The organism is Nocardiopsis sp. NPDC055551 (genome assembly GCF_053619415.1).
In genome coordinates this window covers 36,127-52,130 of record NZ_JBSHJJ010000001.1, presented here as the reverse complement: position 1 = coordinate 52,130, position 16,004 = coordinate 36,127, and the positions used below count along the sequence as shown (strand labels likewise).

Genomic DNA, 16,004 nt, shown 5'->3' with positions numbered 1-16,004 from the left:
ATCCCTTGAGACGGGTACGCAGTGCATACAACCTCCGCAAAGCGCCACACTGAACGGGCGGGCCCGGGTAAGGCCCCCAGAACGCACGGGACCATGGGATCCCGGCACGGTGACTTCGGCGTGAGCGGTCGGAACCGTGGGGACGTTCACGGGCGTAAAACCCGTAAGAGGCACAACCGAAGGTGGCCGCCACCCGGAATCGCGGTGTGGGCACATGAACCAGTACGGGGCGGACCCGATCGCCCCTTGGTGTGAGAGGAATGCCGGTGGCAGCGGAGGACGAGCGGCCAGATGAGGCACCCGAGCCCAGGAGCGGGCGCCCGAGCACGGGTGGGGCGCTGCTGTGGACCGCCGTGTCGGTTCCCTTCCCCGGAGCGGCTCATCTGCGCATGGGGCGACGCAAGGCGGGCGCCCTGATCCTGGGCCTCTACCTCCTGGGGATCGTCGCCCTGGGACTGTGGGCCTACCGATTGGGCGCGCACGAGTCCGGCGCCATGACGGTGCTGGCCGGGATGGCCGTACAGGACATGTGGTTGTTGGGCGCGATGGGCGCGGTGTTCGTCGTCGCCGTCGTGTGGATGAGCGTGATCGTCCACTCCTGGGTGATCACCCGCCCCGAGGGCAAGGGGCGGGGCCTGCGGATGATCGGCGCCATGACCGTGCTGCTGCTGTGCCTGACCGTGGCCGTGCCCTCCGCGTGGGCGCTGCACGCCGGGTACACCGCCTACGAGACGTTGGGGTCGGTGTTCGGCACGCCCGAACGCGAGGACCTGCCCCCACACGACGCGGCCGACCCCTGGTACGGGGCCGAGCGGCTCAACGTGCTGCTGATCGGCGCGGACTCGGGCGACAACCGCTACGGCACGCGCACCGACACGATGATGGTGGCGAGCGTGGACACCGACACAGGTGACACCGTGCTCGTGGGCATGCCGCGCAACCTGGAGGACGTCCACTTCCCCGAGGACAGCGCCTTGGCCGAGCGCTACCCCGAGCCCTACGGGTTCGACCTGCTGCTCAACGACGTCTACCAGACGATCGCCGAGGAGCCCGAGGAGCTCGCGATGAACCCCATCGCCCCGGACCCGGCCGCGGACACCCTCAAGAAGGTGATCGCGCACAACCTGGACCTGGACGTGGACTACTACGCCATGGTCGACATGATGGGCTTTCGGGACCTGATCGACGCCGTGGGCGGCATCCAGGTGCGCATCGACGAGCCCATCCCCTATGGCGTGCACGGCGGTGTGCTGGAGCCGGGTCTGCGGCGGCTGAACGGACACGACGCCCTCTGGTACGGCCGGTCCCGGGTCAACAGCGACGACTACGGGCGGATGGGCCGCCAGGGCTGTCTGATCAAGTACGTCGCCGAGCAGGTGGAGCCCTCCACGGTCCTCACCAGCTACCGGCGCCTGGCCGGGGCCACCAAGCGGACCCTGACCACCGACATCCCCCAGTCCAAGGTGCCGGCCTTCATCGAGCTGGCCGACCTGGTCACCGACGAGGGTTCCATGAGCACCTTCCAGCTCTCCCCACCCCAGGTCAACACCGCCGCTCCGGACTGGGAGGAGATCCAGGATCTGGTCCAGGAGGCCATCGACAGCAGTGCCGAGGGCGACGAGCTGCCGGACGAGTCCTCAGAGGAGCCCTCTGAAGAGGCCTCCGACGAGGAGGAATCGGGGCAGGAGTCCGCGGAGGAGCGGACCGAGTGGCAGGACTACACCGGTCTGGACGAGGAGTCTCCGGCCGACCCGGGGCGCCAGGTCGGCGCGGAGGCAAGCGACCTCGACGCGCTGTGCCCCTGATGTGAGGCCCCAAACCCGCTTCGGTGCGGTGGCCGGTCCCGGCCGGTCCCGCACCGAGCGTTGCCACCGCCTCGACCGCGTGTGACTCTGGCCCCGTGACCGCAGCGCAGCTTTGGACCCTCGTAGCCCTCGGCGCCTTCCACGGACTGCACCCCGGCATGGGTTGGTTGCTCGCGGTCGGCCGTGGCCTCCAGGAGGGCGGGCGCGCCCAAGTGCTACGCGCGTTGCCGGCGATCGCGGTGGGCCACGCCGGCAGTGTGGCGGTGGCCGCGGTGGCGATCACGGTGACCGGTTCGGTGACGGCCTCGGTGCTGTTCCCGGTGCTGGGCGGCGCGGTGATCGTGCTCGTGGGGTTGGTGATGCTGCTCTCCCGGCGGCACTTCCACTGGCGGCAGGTGCGGCTTCCGCTGTGGCAGCTGACCGCCTGGTCGTTCCTGATGGCCTCGGCGCACGGCGCGGGTCTGATGCTGATGCCGGTGTTGGCGGGCGGGCTCTCGCACACCCACGTGGACGGTGGTGGTCACGGCGATCATGGCGGGCACGGTGCGATGTCGGCGGCGGAGGGAGGCGGACCGGTGGATCCGGGATCGGCCACGGCCGAGACCGGGACGGCCGGCGCGGCGGAGGTGGTCGAGGGTTCCTGGAGCCTGTGGGACGCCACTCTGCTCGGGTTGGCGGCGACCGGGGTGCACACCCTGGCCATGTTCGCGGCCGCGGGGGTGGCGGCGCTCATCGCCTACGACTTCCTGGGGGTGCACGCCCTGCGCTGGAAGGGTGTGACCATGGACCGGATCTGGGCCCTCACCCTCGTCCTGGGTGGGGTCTTCGTCCTGTGGTCGGTGCTGTGATCGGTCGGGGCCGTGATCATGGGCGGTTTCACCCGGGCCGCCGACTTTGATTCAGGCCACAGTCGGGAATGACTCGAATGGCCACTGTGTCCAATAAACGAAGTGCCTCTTCTTCGAGGCCACCAGACACGTGCGCCAGGGACGAGAAGGCGACCGCCCGGTCGCCCGCCCTCGGCGTGGAGGGGCAGAGTCCATGACGCACAGAGCCGCCGCACCCGGACGCCGCTGGCACGGGGTGATCCTGTCGACGGCGATCCTGGCCGCGCTCGCCGTGGTCGCGGTCCTCGGCGCCCGGTGGGTGGTGCACAACCAGGAGAAGGTCTTTCCCGTCTCGACTCCGTGGGGACCGGACTGTTCGGTCTGGGTCGGCGACGACCAGGTCCGGCTCGACCGCGAGCAGGCGCAACGGGCCACCACGGCGGCGGCGGTCATCGCCCAGGGCGACGACGCCCCGGTCGAACAGCCCGACGTGGAGGACATCCCGGACGAGGTGATGCGGGTGCTCGTCGAGGGCCCGGAAGATGACGCCGGCCCCTCACTGACCTGCCGTTACGGTGGCGAGGAGGTCGAGTTCGAGGAGGAGAGGCCCTCCGGTATGACCCCGCGCACCGAGACCCTCAAGGCGGGCGTGGAGGAGCACTTCTCCGACACCAGCATCGGCGGTTACGTGGCCGGTGGTTACGACTCCGGGCACGGTGAGGGGTCGGCGCACTACGAGGGCCGCGCGCTCGACATCTTCTACCGGCCGGTCACCGAGGACAACCGCCGCCAAGGGTGGTTGATGGCGCACTGGCTCATCGCGCACGCCCCCGACTTCCAGGTCGACGTGATCATCTTCGACGACAAGATCTGGAGCACCCGCTACCCGTCGTTGGGGTGGCGCCACTACGAGGCCGACCCCGACAACGAGATCCTGCGCCACCTGGACCACGTGCACGTGGACGTGCTGCGCGGCCCGGACCCCGACGAGGCCTGACCCTCACCGGGAAGGGCTCGAACCGATCTCGGGTCGTAGCGGTGGTCGCGAGCCCTTTCCGTCGGCCCGGTCCGGGCCGGTTCAGTCCTCCAGCCGGAAACCGAGTTTGAGGCCCACCTGGAAGTGGGCGACCTGGCCGTCCTCGATGTGCCCGCGGACCTGGGTGACCTCGAACCAGTCGAGCCCGCGCAGCGTCGCCGAGGCCCGTTGGACGCCGTTGCGGATGGCCTGGTCGATCCCGTCCGGCGAAGTGCCGACGATCTCGGTGACGCGGTAGGTGTGGTCGGTCATCGGTGGACCCCCTGCGTAGTCGGTTGCGGGGGCGGCGCGGACGCGGCCCCCGTTCCCTGCGTCCCCCCGATCCCCCACGGTCACACGTGGCCGTGAGAGATGACCGATTCGTCCCGGATCCCCTTCCGAAACCGGGGATCCTCGACCTTTGCCGACCTTTTCCGGGGGCCTTGGTCCCGCGTGGGACCGGATTGACCCGAGTGCCACGGTGGACTCGGGGGAACACAGGGACACAAGTGGGGGCGAAGTGTCAGATTAGTCCTGACCTGGGACTGAAGACCCTACGTCGACGGGACTTTCCCGAGACAACGTCGTAACTGACTCTTGACGTACCCCGGGGGGCGGCGGTGTACATTGGGTTGTAGCGCTTCGGTCCCCCGTCGGAGCGCGCGGCGATGTTCCGAGCCCCCGTTGGAACATCGCATGTGACGCCGGGTGGTTTGCCCCCGTAACCACCCGGCGTCGCTTTTTGTCCACACCCGGGCGGGTGGCCACCCGCCCGTGGCCGTGGCTTGACCATCGGTTCCGCTTGATCTCCTGGGGTTCGGCATTGGGTGACACCACGAAGGACGCACACTGCTCTCGGAAGGGCTGCCGTGCCCCCGCCGACTGGGCCCTGGTGTGGAACAACCCCAAGCTGCACACCCCCGACCGTCGCAAGGTGTGGGTGGCCTGCGACGAGCACCGCGACTACCTGGCGAACTTCCTGGACATGCGCGGTTTCCTGCGCGAGACCGTCCCCATGGACGAGTTCGAGGGCTGACACGGGCCTCTGAGGGGAGGCGTCCGACCACCGTCGCGGTGATGCCCGGACGCCCCGTCCTCAGCCCATGGCCAGGTGCCAAGCGTGCAGCAGCAGGTCCTCGTGGCCGACCGCCCCGACCGCCGTGAGCAGTTCCGGCCAGGGATCCGCCCAACCCGTCTCCCCGCCACAGCGCTCGACCATCACCAACGCCAGGGCTCCCACGACCCGTCCATGTTCCCCCGGGTCGGCGGCGGCCACGGCCAGGAGACCGCGCACCACAGCGGCCGACGTCTCGTTCGGCAACCCGCCGTTTCCGTACCGTGGAACGATCCCGTCGACGTGGCGATCCATGTGTCGGGGACCGGCGACCCCTCCGAGGGCGAGCACCCCGGCGACGTCGGACAGGTGGTCGACCACGGTCGCGGCGGACGGGTCGTCCTGTTCCCGTAGCCGCCGGTTCAGGTCGGTCTGAAGCAGACGGATCGTCTCGCTCCGGTACTCGACTCTGCCCCGGAGCAACTCCAGGCACCGGTCCCTTTGGTCCTCCCCGATCGTGTGTCCCGCATCGGTGCGTTCCAGCAGGGTGTTCATCAGCCCCGCCAGTTCCTGGACGCGCCGGTGGGCGCTCTCCCACCGTTCCGGGCCGGTCCGGCGCGGTGGAATCCCCCGTGCCGCCGACGGAACCTGGTCCAGGAGGCGTCCCAGGGCTTCCGCGATCCGGTCCACACCGCGCCCCGTGTCCAGGTGGCGGCGCAACGCGGCCATCGACCGCGTTAAGGGACGATCGAGGTCGCAGAGGGCGTCGACGACGTCGTCGATCGTCTGCTCACCCCATAGATCCCACCGGGCCCACCAGCCGGTCATTCGCCAATGACCTCGTTCGGGGGCCGGGAGGGTGTTCAGGATCCGAGCGGCCGGCGCGCGGACGGCGGGGGCCAGCAGGTCCGGGTCGACCCCCAGCAAAGCGACCTGGATCTCCTCCGCGGTGAAGGCGGGCACGCGTTCGGCCAGGGCACTCAGGGCACGGGGGTCGTCGGCGCACCGTAGGAGCGCGGCGGCCACGGCGGCCGTCACGTCGCGATGTTCGGCTTCGCGGCGCAGCACCCGGGTCAGGGAGGGCACGGCCTCCTCGGGCCGGTGGGCGGCCAGGAGCCGGGCCGCGCTCTTGCGGACGGTCACCTTGACCGGTCCTTCGAGCGCCCGCACCAGCGACGACCCCAGCCGGGAGGGCGGTGTCCAGCGGGCGCAGCGGGACATCACCGGCCCGGCGGCCCTGGACTGCGGACCATCGGCGTGCGATATGACCCGTTCCAGGGTGCCCGCGGGGTCGGCGGAGCGGCCCAGGGCCGACATCGTGGCCTCGCGCAGCAGGACGTCGTCGCCGGCCAGGTGGACGGCCAGGTGCGCCTCGCCGCCGGGGAGCGCGCACAGCGAACGCAGCGCGGCCTCGCGCTCCTCGACGGTCGATACGGGGTCGACGACCACCGCCCGCAGGTGGGCGGTCAGACGTGCGCGGAGGGATTCGGGCCAGTCCCATGCCAGGAACCGTTCCACGCGCGGCACCCATACCGGATCGTCCCCGGCGGTGCGCCACCGGTTCTCCCACTCGTGCGAGGAAGAACCGTCGGCGGATCGTGGTCCATCGGTGGGTTCCTCGGAATCCGGGTGGCCGAGGACGGCGTCCACGGCCCGGTCGAGCGTGTCCGGGCCGTGGTGCAGGGTCAGCGTCTCCCAGACCCGCGGGACACGAGCGGTGCGCGGATCCCCCTCGAACAACCCCAGTGCCCGGTCGGCCCGGTCAGGTCCGGACAGGTACGGGGCGGCGGCCCTCGCCGCGGTGCCGTGGGCGGGGTCGTCCAGCACGATCTCCCGCAGGTGCGGTGCCAGGGCCCGGCCCCGACGGCCGAGCTCACCGGCCAGGGCGATGAGCGCTTCGGGGTCACGACGTCGGAGCGCTCGCAGGCCCGGAGCGAGTCGCTCCAGGAGCATCGTCTCCGCGCCGGGCGGCAGGATCTGGTCCAGACGCGGTTCGGGACCATGGTGGTGGCCGGCGGGTTCGGTCCCGCGCCACCAGACGCTCCGCGGGTTCCGTGCCCACCACGGACGATTGTGGCGCGCCCGATCGGGGTCCCCCCATCCCCTCGCGCCGAACCGTTCGACGAGCCGGGCGTAGGTCTCCACTCCCCAGTCCTGGACGGCCGGATCGAGGCGGGTCCGGGGATGACGCAGCAGGCGGGCGACCAGGTCACGCAACGCCCGACGGGTGGTCGCCGAGGAGTCGCGTGAGCGGAGCGTGTCCCGGACCAATCGATGCAAGGCGTCCAGGCACGGCGACAACAGGGTCGGTTCCATCGGGACCAGGGAGCGCAGCAGGGCCCGCCACACCGGGTCACGGTCGGCGCCGTGGCGGTCGACCCGCTCACCCAGGACGGTGGCGAGCAGTTCGGGGTCACCGGTGCGTGCGGTGGCCTCCAACAGGCGGGCCAGCCCTCGCGCCCTTCGCTCCGGGTCACCGGCGGAGGCGGCCTCGGATAGGAGCGGGGCCGCTTCCGCGTAGGGCAGGTGGACGATCGCGTCCAGGTCCCGATGGGCGTCCAGGCATCGGCTGTTGGTGCGCTGGAAGACCGCGAAGCGGCGCAGGGCGTTGCGGGCGATCTCTTCGGCCCGGGCCGGTGGCAGCAGGTCCAGGAACGGGAACAGGGGTTCGGGGGATCGATCGCCCAAGCGTTCGATGGCCCGTTCGATGCGTTCCGCGGCCCGTTCCGGGGGCAGTGACCGCAGCACGCATCGGGCCGTCCCGGGGTTGCGGCGCATCGCGCGCCACAGCTCCCGGTTCAGCCGTGGGCCCAGGGGCGCGCCGTGGTGCGGGTCGAGGGTGTCGGTCCGATCCAACCGGCGGGCGCGTGGCACCCGCAGGTTCCGGTTCCGCAGCGACGAGTTCTCCAGCATGTCCAGGACCCGGCCGGGGCGGATCTCGTCCAGCGCGGCCAAGGCCCTTCGGTGGGGCCACCAGGTGAACTCGTCGGTGATCCGTTCGGCGAGATGGTCGGCCAGGGTGTCGGGGTGGCGCCGGGCCAGGCGACGCCAGGAGGAGACCGCGTGGGCGAGGTCGGGCAGTCGTCGGGTGACCGTGTCGGGGGTACACGACGGTAGGAGCGCCGCCGCGTCCCGGTCACCGAACTCCGCGCGGACCCGGTCCAGGAGGGAGTCGGCCAAGGTGGTCCGACGGGCGGTGAACAGGGTGCGGTACAGGGCTCGGCGAAGTCCGGCCGAGGCGTCGGTGAGCAGTGGTCGGACGGCCTCGTCGGGGACCGGGAGGGTGCGCACGGCACGCAGGGCGGCACGGCGCAGTTCCGGATCGGGTCCGGCGAGGTGAGGGGCGATGAGGTCGAGGTCTCGGGCGGCCGTGGCCATGTGCAGGGCGAGGCGGCCGTGCCCGTGTTCGTCGAGCTCGCGCAGGAGCGCGGTGAGGTGGGGTGTGCCCGAGTGTTCCAGGGCGTACCGGGCCAGTCGGGCCATGCGGTCGGGCCTGGAGAGAGGGCTCACGTGGTGAAGGAGTTCGATGGCCGACCCGAACGTCGGCGTGGTGGGGCTCAACGGCCCGGGCGGCATCCGCCCTTCCTGATCGTCATGGCGGACATCATGGGCCACTCCCCCGGGCCGAGGCAAGCCCCGCAGGTCACGGGGCCGGCCACGGTGCGAGGGTGTTACAGCGACGCGGCCCGCCAAGCCGCCACCCGGACGTCCTCGTGAGGTGATGAGCCCAGGTCGGCGATGAGCCGTGCCCACGGCTCGCTCCAGTCCTGCCGTCGGCCCTCCCGTTCGGCGAGCGCGACGGCGACCAGACCGACCAGACGGCCCGCCTCGCCGCCGTCCCGCTGGGCCGGGGCGACGAGGTGACGCAGCAGCACGGCGAGGTGTCGGGGACCCACCCCGTGGACGATCCCGCTCGGGAGCAGGTCCGCGACCGCCGCCTCCGGTGTGGCCGACCGGTCACCGGGGTGGCGGGCGGCCAGGTCGGCCCAGGCTCGGACCCGGGCCTCGAACACCTCCGCGGGCGGGATCCGGTTCCGGTTCCAGGTCAGGGTGGGCAGGTCGGCCAGGCGTAGCAGCAGCGCCTCGGCGCGCAGTCCCGGGTGCGCGGCCAGCCGCTCCACGGCGTGGTCCAGGCCGGCTACGGCGGTGTACGGGTCGTCCCGTCCCCGGAGCCGCTCGGCGAGTATCCGGGCGGTGGCGACCGCCCTACGCGGCAGGGAGGGGCGACGATCCGTCTCCGGTCCTCGGACGGGGACCTCCCGGCCGACGGGCGGGCACAGCTCCGCCAGTTCCGCCACGACGGCGGGCAGCCGCTCCCGGTAACGGTGTTCCCGGAGCAGCCCCTCGAAGAGGCGCAGCACACGTTGGTCGGACCGGGAGAGGTCCTTCAGGCCCTCGACGAGGGTCTCGGCGAGAGCCTCGTCCCACAGCGCCCAACCCGAGATCCGGGCGCACACGTCGACGCGCTCGTCGATGGCGGGGTCGCCGCTCTCGGGAAGGGACACCATGAACCGGGCCACCCGGGCGCGCAGATCCGGGTGTACGTCCAAGGGCGGGTGCGCCGGCAGGGTGGACCTGGCCACGGGGTCGTCGAAGGTAGCGACGCGTTCCTCCAGTGCGGGCAGGACCCCCGGGTGGTCGCTTCCGGCGATGAGCGCCTCCAGTACGGCCGCGCGCACGTCACGGTGCGGATTCTCCTGATCTAGCAGGTCCACGAGGAGTTCCAGGCCACCGGTCGGACGCACCAGGCCCAGGATCCGAGCGGCGGTCTTGCGCACGCTCACCTTGCCCGGTCGGGCCAGGACCTCGCCCAGGCTCGCCACCAGGGTGGAGGACCGGACCCGCCGAGCGCAGGAGCCGAGCACCGCCACGACCGCACGGGAGGAGGTGCCCTCGTCGACGTGCTCCAATAGCACCCCGAGCGCGCGTTCGGGGTCATCGGAACGCGCCGTTCGGATCAGCGCGGGCTCCTTCGTCCATGCGCCCGCCTCGACCCAGGGCAGCAGGTGGTCCATGGCGCCGGGCAGGGCGCTCAGTCCGTCGAGCGCCCGCGCGGGGATCAGGTCGTGGTCCACCATGTCCTCGACCACGCCCCGCAGGTACTCGGCCGCGTGGGCGTGTTCGACCGACGTCCAGGTCCGGATCAGGTCATGGTGGATCTCGACGATCCGGTGGGGCGGCCGTCCACCGCCCGTCCTCAGGCGAGCGGCCTCCCTCAGTGCCTCGACCACCAGGTCGGAACGCAGCCGGGCCAGGCGCTCCCAGACCGGCTCGATCAGGACGGTGGCGGGAGCGGCACGGAACAGCCGTTCGACGCGCTCTCCCGGACGGGTGCCGCGCAGGTGGAGCACCGCCGCCTCATACGCCCTGGCGACGGGTGGGTCCGCGACCACGACCTCGCGCAGGTCGTGGTCGAGCAACGGCGGGATCCCGTACAGGTGATGCCCCAGAGCGCGGGCCAGGACCAGGGTGCCGTCATGGTCTCCCCGGGCCCGAGCACGGGCCAGCGCGGGCGCGAGCCGGTCGTACAGGTCCCGCGCCCGGTCGGGGGTGAGCACCTCGGCGAGGGTCCACCTCCGACCCAACGTGGGCCGACGATGCCAGCGCTCGTAGGCGCCTCTTCCGTACCCGGTGACACCGTCCCCGCCGTGGCGTTCGATCAGCCGCGCGAGGACGGTGAGCGCCCATTCGGTCAGATCGGTCCGGTCCCGGGCCATGGGGTGGCGCAGGACCCGCAGCGCAAGGTGGCCCAAGGCCCAGCGGGTGGCGTGGGTGGTGTCGGGCGCGGCGAGGTCGTCGTCGAGCAGGCGGTACAGGTCGGGCAGGGTTTCGGGGGCCATCGCGGTCGGGGGCAGCACCCCCAGCGCCAGGGGCAGGGAGCGTCGTACCTGGTCGCGGTCGGCGGCGGACCGCGCCGTTCGGGTGGCGAGCACCCGGGCCAAGGCGCCGGTCCCATCGCGTCCGGCGGCCACGACCAGCCAGTACAGGGCGTGTTCGCGGCGGTCCGGGTCCGGATCTCCGGCCGCCTGGGACAGGGCGGGTTCGGCCTCGTCGAAGGGCAGGTGGGCGAGGGCTTCCACGTCTCGGTGGGTGTGGTCGGGGTGCACGGCCCGGAAGCGCTCCAGGTGATCCAGGATCCGCCTGGCCTCGGTCACCGTCCGGTCCGCGGGCAACAGGCCGAGGTAGGGGAGCAGGGTGGCGCGTTCCCCGCCGCCCTCGGCGACGAACCGGTCGATGATCGGCGCCCGGTCCGCGTAACGCATGACCCGCAGGATCGGCAGGGCCCGGGGGCCGGCGTCGTGCATGGTCTTGATCAGACCGCCCACGTCGCGACGGTCACGCGCGTACGCTGGGTAACGGGCCGGGTAGTGCAGCGCGTCACCTTCCGCGTGCAGGAGCCGGTGGGCCTGGACGTAGAACGGGTCGGTGGGGTTCGGCTCGGGGCGCCCGCGCAGGAACGGAACGAGGAGTTCGGGGCTCGCCTTGGCGAGGGCTCCGGCCACGCGGTACCAGGGGTGGCCCCAGATCTGCCCCGTGATCGGAGACGTGTCCTTCTCGCGTTCCAGTCGTCTCAGCAACGGGTCCGGGTGGCGTCGGGCGAACCGGGACCAGCCTTCGACCCGGTGGGCCAGTTCGTCCAGGTGCGCGTCCACCGTCGGGGTGGAACAGGCGGGCAGTAGCGAGGCGGCCTCGTGCTCACCGTGGCGTTCGCGGACGACGGGCAGGAGCCGGTCCGCGACCGTGGTCCGGTGGTCCCGGTACAGGACGACGTAGAGAGTGCGGCGCAGCCGGTGGGAGGCGTCGTCCAGCAGTGCCTCGAAGGTCTGATCCGGCAGAGCCATCCCCGGTGTCCGGCACAGTACGGAGCGGCGCAGGTCTTGGTCCGCACCGTTCAGGTAGCGCGTGATGAGGGCGGGGTCGCGCGCGGCCAAGGCCAGGTGCGCGCCCAGAGCCGGCTCGTCCAGAGCGTCGAGACCGGACACGGTCTCGGCCAACAGTGGGCCGTGGCGGTGTTGCCGGGCGTAGAGAGCGAGCCGACGCATGCGCTCTCTCCCGTTGAGGGGAACGACGTCGGCCAGGAGACGCCGGGCGGGGCCGTTCTCGGGGATGTCCTCGGGCATGGCGATCACCTTGGCAGTGCCACGACACCGGCCGCAAGGAGGTTTCGCGGCGCCGGGACCGGGACCGGGTTCAGCCCTCGGTGGGCTTCTCCAGGTCCGCGCGTGCTCGGCTGAGGGCCTCGGGTGTGTCCACGTCGAAGGAGTCCGGGGCTCCGCAGAGCGGCACGTGCGCGGGTTCCAGGGGACCGAGCAGTCCATAGAGCGATCGCCGTGTGTAGGCGGCCAGGGCCTCGCGCAGGACGTCGGTGCGCCACAGGCCGGTGAGCCACTGTTCGCGTCCCGAGGCGTCCACCAGCACGGCACCGTTCGTGGAGGTCGCGGCACGCGCCAGGGCGGCGAGGTGGTCGGGGCGCAGGTAGGGCAGGTCCGCGGCGAGCAGCGCGCACCAGGGGGCGCGCACGGTAGACAGACCGGCACGCAGGGCGGGCACCGGGCCGGCGCCCGGCGGGTCCTCGCGGACGTAGGCGGCCCGTGGCCGGTCCCGTTCGGGTCCGACCACGGTGACGCCGGCGTCGGGGTCGTGCGCGCGCACGGTGGCGGCGACGTGTTCCAACAGGGTGCGTCCGGCGATGGTCAGGCCGGGTTTGTCGAGCCCGCCCATGCGGGTCGCCGCTCCCCCGGCCAGGATCACCGCGTCCAGGTACTCGCTCACGTCCCCAGCATGCCCTACGGTTCAGCCCTTGACGCAGACGACCTGGCGCAGGTGGGCGGCCACCTGGACGAGGTCGGTCTGGGCCTCGATCACCGATTCGAGGTCCTTGTAGGCGGCGGGGATCTCGTCCACGACGCCCCGGTCCTTGCGGCACTCCACGCCCTTGGTCTGTTCGGCCAGGTCGGCCTCGGTGAAGGTCTTGCGCGCCTTGTTGCGGCTCATCCGACGCCCCGCCCCGTGGGAGGCGGAGTTGAACGAGGCCGGGTTGCCCAGCCCCTTCACGATGTAGGTCCCGGTCGCCATGCTGCCCGGGATGATGCCGAACTCGCCCGAACCGGCGCGGATGGCGCCCTTTCGGGTGACGAGCACGTCCACCCCGTCGTAGGTCTCCTCGGCCACGTAGTTGTGGTGGCAGGAGATCCACTGCTCGAAGGTGGTGCCGGGGACCTGGTCGGCCAGGACCCGGCAGGCCAGGCCCATCATGACGTCGCGGTTCCGACGCGCGTAGTCCTGGGCCCAGAACAGGTCGCGCCGGTAGGCGTCCATCTCCGGGGTTCCGGACAGGAACACCGCCAGGTCGCGGTCGGGCAGGTCCTGGTTGTGCGGCAGCGCCTGGGCCCGGCCGATGTGGTGGTCGGCGAGTTCCTTGCCGATGTTGCGCGACCCCGAGTGCAGGACCAGCCACACGGTCTGGTCGTCGTCCAGACACACTTCGAGGAAGTGGTTGCCGCCGCCCAGGGTGCCCATCTGGCGACGGGCGCGCTCGTTGCGGGGGCGGACGGCCTCGGCCAGGTCGTCGAATCCGGCCCAGAAGGTGTCCCAGCCGGAGCTGCGCAGGCCGGGAACGCGGGCGGGGTCGACGGGCTCGTCGTGGGCGTGGAAACCGACCGGGATGGTCGCCTCCAGCGCCGAGCGCAGGGGACGCAGGTTGTCGGGCAGGCGCCCGGCCCTCAGTCCGGTGCGCACCGCGGTCATGCCGCAGCCGATGTCGACGCCGACCGCGGCGGGGCTGACGGCGTCGCGCATCGCGATCACCGAACCCACCGTGGCGCCCTTGCCGTAGTGGACGTCGGGCATGACGGCCAGGCCGTGGGTCCAGGGCATGCGGGTGACGTTGCGCAGCTGCTCCATGGCGGCGGACTCGACCCCGTTCGGGTCGGCCCACATACGGATCGGTACTCGTTCGCCGGGAACCTCGGTGTAGGACATGGGGGCCACCTCCCTTTCGTGTCGGCCCCGGGGGCGCCGGTCGGCGCCCCCGGGACATCAAGTCAGAACGGGAGGTCGCGGGCAACCGAATATTCGCGGTCGCCGGTCGGGGCGGGCGGGTCAGCCGCCGATCGCGGACATCGGGCGGGCCGGTTGCAGGAAGCTGGGGTCGTTGATGCCGTGACCGGGCAGTTTGCTCGCCACGGCGGCCTTCCAGCGCTCGGCGATCTCGTCGTCGGTGGCGCCCTCGCGCAGGGGCGTGCGCAGGTCCGACTCCTCGCGGGCGAACAGGCAGTTGCGGATCTGGCCGTCGGCGGTCAGGCGCACCCGGTCACAGGCCCCGCAGAAGGGTCGGGTCACCGATCCGATGACGCCGACGGTGGCGGTGCGACCATCGGGGAAGTTCGCACCTCGTACGTGGAACAGCTCGGCCGGGGCGCTGCCCCGGGTGTCGGCGTCGGCGGCTTCGAGGTCGAACTCGGCCTCCAGCCGTCCGAGGATCTCGTCGGCGGTGATCATGTTGTCACGCCGCCAGCCGTGTTGGGCGTCCAGCGGCATCTGCTCGATGAAGCGCAGTTCGTAGCCGCGTTCGATGCAAAAACGCAGCAGGTCGGGCGCTTCGTGGTCGTTGATGTCGCGCATGAGCACGGTGTTGACCTTGACGGGGGTGAGGCCGGCGTCCGCGGCGGCGGCCATCCCCTCCAGGACGTCGTCCAGGCGACGACGTCGGGCGAGCTTCTCGAACACGACGGGGTCGAGGGTGTCGAGGGAGACGTTGACCCGGTCCAGCCCGGCCTCGGCGAGCGCGGGGGCCATCCGGGCGAGCCCGATGCCGTTGGTGGTCAGGGCGGTGCGCGGGCGGGGCTCGTGATCGGTGGTGCCGGCGACGATGCCGGGCAGGCCGCGCCGCAGCAGGGGCTCGCCACCGGTGAAACGGACCTCGTCGATGCCCAGACGAGTGGTCCCGATACGGACCAGTCGCAGGAGTTCCTCGTCGGTGAGCAGTTCCGGTTTGGGCAGCCACTCCAGGCCCTCAGGAGGCATGCAGTAGGTGCATCTGAGGTTGCAGCGGTCGGTGAGCGAGACCCTGAGGTCGGTCGCCACGCGCCCATAGGAGTCGGACAGCACAGGCGGTCACCCTCTCCAGTCTGAATTGCCGAGTAGGCGGTACGCCAATTTGCACCCACCCGAGGGATACCCACTCAACAGCGTAGAAGATCCACTTTCACGGTGAGTAGTATCAATCGCGCCTTTTGCCGCATTTCGTCGGTGACCACCAGGATCTCCGCCCACGTGTGGACCTTCACCCCAAGGAACAACACGAATCGTTGTCCGAACGTTTCCGAAGAATCGCTTCATGTGTCCTCTCGGCGGCCGGACCGGCACCACGGGTGATGACATCGCCGTACCCGATGCCCCATGCTCTACCGAGGACGACGGTTCGATCGTCCCAGAGCCGCACGGCGACAAGGAGGCAGGACACGGTGATCAGTACACGCGAGTGGGCCCTGGCGGGCGGGCCCGACGGTTCGGCGAAGCTGGCGGCACGGGCCTGGGCGCCCACGACGGGTGAACCCACCTGGCTGGCCGTCCTGGTGCACGGCTATGGCGAACACCTGGGCCGCTACGACCAGGTCGCCGAGGACCTTTGCGCGGCCGGCGCGGTGGTCTACGGCGCCGACCACCGCGGACACGGACGGTCCTCCGGCGAGCGCGTCCTGATCGACGACTACGCGGGTGTGGTGGAGGACGTCCACCGCGTCGTCACCCAGGCGCGCACCGCCTACCGCACGATCCCCTTGGTGCTGATCGGCCACTCCATGGGCGGCATGATCGCCGCCCGCTACGCCCAGGTGTACCCCGAGTCGTTGCAGGCATTGGTGCTGTCCGGGCCGGTCCTGGGCCGTTGGACCACGGCCGAACGGCTCGCCGCCGCCACGGAGATCCCCGACGACCCCATCGACCCCTCCGTCCTGTCCCGCGACCCCGAGGTGGGGCGGGCCTACCTGGCCGACGAACTGGTCTGGCATGGTCCGTTCAAGCGCACCACGGTCGAGGCGCTGCTCACCGAACTGGAGCGCGGCAACGCGTCCGGGACCGTGGGTTCGCTGCCCATGCTGTGGGTGCACGGCAGCGAGGACGCGCTGGTCCCCGTCTCCGACACTCGGGTGGGGATCGAAAGGCTCGCCGGTGAGGACTTCACCGCGCGGATCTTCCCCGGCGCCCGGCACGAGGTGTTCAACGAGACCGACCGCGACGAGGTCCTGGCCGAGGTGATCCGCTTCGCCCACCGCTTCACGAACTGATCCCACAACGAGGAG

11 protein-coding genes are annotated in these 16,004 nt (G+C 71.4%); 5 read left to right on the top strand and 6 right to left on the bottom strand.

Annotation, left to right across the window (positions count from 1 at the left end):
* Positions 1 to 266 precede the first annotated feature (266 nt).
* The 3 genes from ACWGSK_RS00205 (at position 267) to ACWGSK_RS00195 (ending at position 3,629) form a co-directional block, all read left to right on the top strand.
* Positions 267 to 1,805, top strand: a complete 1,539-nt coding sequence (locus tag ACWGSK_RS00205; protein ID WP_358506397.1) for an LCP family protein — start codon at positions 267 to 269, stop codon at positions 1,803 to 1,805.
* 95 nt (positions 1,806 to 1,900) lie between these two features.
* The gene (locus tag ACWGSK_RS00200) at positions 1,901 to 2,653 is read left to right on the top strand and encodes a cell wall anchor protein (RefSeq protein ID WP_358506394.1); all 753 of its coding nucleotides are present in this window, start codon (positions 1,901 to 1,903) and stop codon (positions 2,651 to 2,653) included.
* Positions 2,654 to 2,846: 193 nt separating this feature from the next.
* Entirely contained in the window at positions 2,847 to 3,629 is a 783-nt protein-coding gene (locus ACWGSK_RS00195; protein ID WP_452454811.1) for a hypothetical protein, read from the top strand.
* Between the two features lie 81 nt (positions 3,630 to 3,710).
* Here the strand turns inward: ACWGSK_RS00195 and ACWGSK_RS00190 are convergent, their stop codons facing one another.
* Positions 3,711 to 3,920: a dodecin gene (locus ACWGSK_RS00190; protein WP_358506388.1), complete on the bottom strand. Its 210-nt coding sequence runs from the start codon at positions 3,918 to 3,920 to the stop codon at positions 3,711 to 3,713.
* Positions 3,921 to 4,470: 550 nt separating this feature from the next.
* Here ACWGSK_RS00190 and ACWGSK_RS00185 point away from each other — a divergent pair.
* Positions 4,471 to 4,683 (top strand): hypothetical protein, encoded by a 213-nt coding sequence (locus tag ACWGSK_RS00185; protein ID WP_358506385.1) that lies wholly within the window; start codon positions 4,471 to 4,473, stop codon positions 4,681 to 4,683.
* A 60-nt stretch (positions 4,684 to 4,743) separates the two neighbouring features.
* On the opposite strand, the gene ACWGSK_RS00180 is transcribed toward ACWGSK_RS00185, so the two are convergent.
* The 5 genes from ACWGSK_RS00180 to moaA form a co-directional block, all read right to left on the bottom strand.
* On the bottom strand, positions 4,744 to 8,211 hold the full coding sequence (locus tag ACWGSK_RS00180) for a hypothetical protein (RefSeq protein ID WP_452454810.1): 3,468 nt from the start codon (positions 8,209 to 8,211) through the stop codon (positions 4,744 to 4,746).
* Between the two features lie 161 nt (positions 8,212 to 8,372).
* Positions 8,373 to 11,822, bottom strand: a complete 3,450-nt coding sequence (locus ACWGSK_RS00175) for a HEAT repeat domain-containing protein (protein WP_452454809.1) — start codon at positions 11,820 to 11,822, stop codon at positions 8,373 to 8,375.
* 70 nt (positions 11,823 to 11,892) lie between these two features.
* Positions 11,893 to 12,474 carry a molybdenum cofactor guanylyltransferase gene (mobA, locus tag ACWGSK_RS00170; RefSeq protein WP_452454808.1) on the bottom strand — a complete coding sequence of 194 codons (582 nt, stop codon included), beginning with the start codon at positions 12,472 to 12,474 and terminating at the stop codon, positions 11,893 to 11,895.
* A 21-nt stretch (positions 12,475 to 12,495) separates the two neighbouring features.
* The gene (locus ACWGSK_RS00165) at positions 12,496 to 13,683 is read right to left on the bottom strand and encodes an RtcB family protein (RefSeq protein WP_452454807.1); all 1,188 of its coding nucleotides are present in this window, start codon (positions 13,681 to 13,683) and stop codon (positions 12,496 to 12,498) included.
* 120 nt (positions 13,684 to 13,803) lie between these two features.
* Positions 13,804 to 14,811, bottom strand: coding sequence for a GTP 3',8-cyclase MoaA (gene moaA / locus ACWGSK_RS00160; RefSeq protein ID WP_452454806.1), 1,008 nt, complete (start codon positions 14,809 to 14,811; stop codon positions 13,804 to 13,806).
* A gap of 356 nt (positions 14,812 to 15,167) precedes the next feature.
* Here moaA and ACWGSK_RS00155 point away from each other — a divergent pair, with 356 nt between their 5' ends.
* On the top strand, positions 15,168 to 15,989 hold the full coding sequence (locus tag ACWGSK_RS00155; RefSeq protein ID WP_452454805.1) for an alpha/beta hydrolase: 822 nt from the start codon (positions 15,168 to 15,170) through the stop codon (positions 15,987 to 15,989).
* The last annotated feature ends 15 nt before the right edge of the window (positions 15,990 to 16,004 follow it).

What these genes read in the sequence shown, in the direction of transcription:
- ACWGSK_RS00195 (WP_452454811.1), top strand. Translation starts at nt 2,847, where the DNA reads ATGACGCACAGAGCCGCCGCACCCGGACGCCGCTGGCACGGGGTGATC.
- ACWGSK_RS00190 (WP_358506388.1), bottom strand. Translation starts at nt 3,920, where the DNA reads ATGACCGACCACACCTACCGCGTCACCGAGATCGTCGGCACTTCGCCG.
- ACWGSK_RS00175 (WP_452454809.1), bottom strand. Translation starts at nt 11,822, where the DNA reads ATGCCCGAGGACATCCCCGAGAACGGCCCCGCCCGGCGTCTCCTGGCC.
- ACWGSK_RS00165 (WP_452454807.1), bottom strand. Translation starts at nt 13,683, where the DNA reads ATGTCCTACACCGAGGTTCCCGGCGAACGAGTACCGATCCGTATGTGG.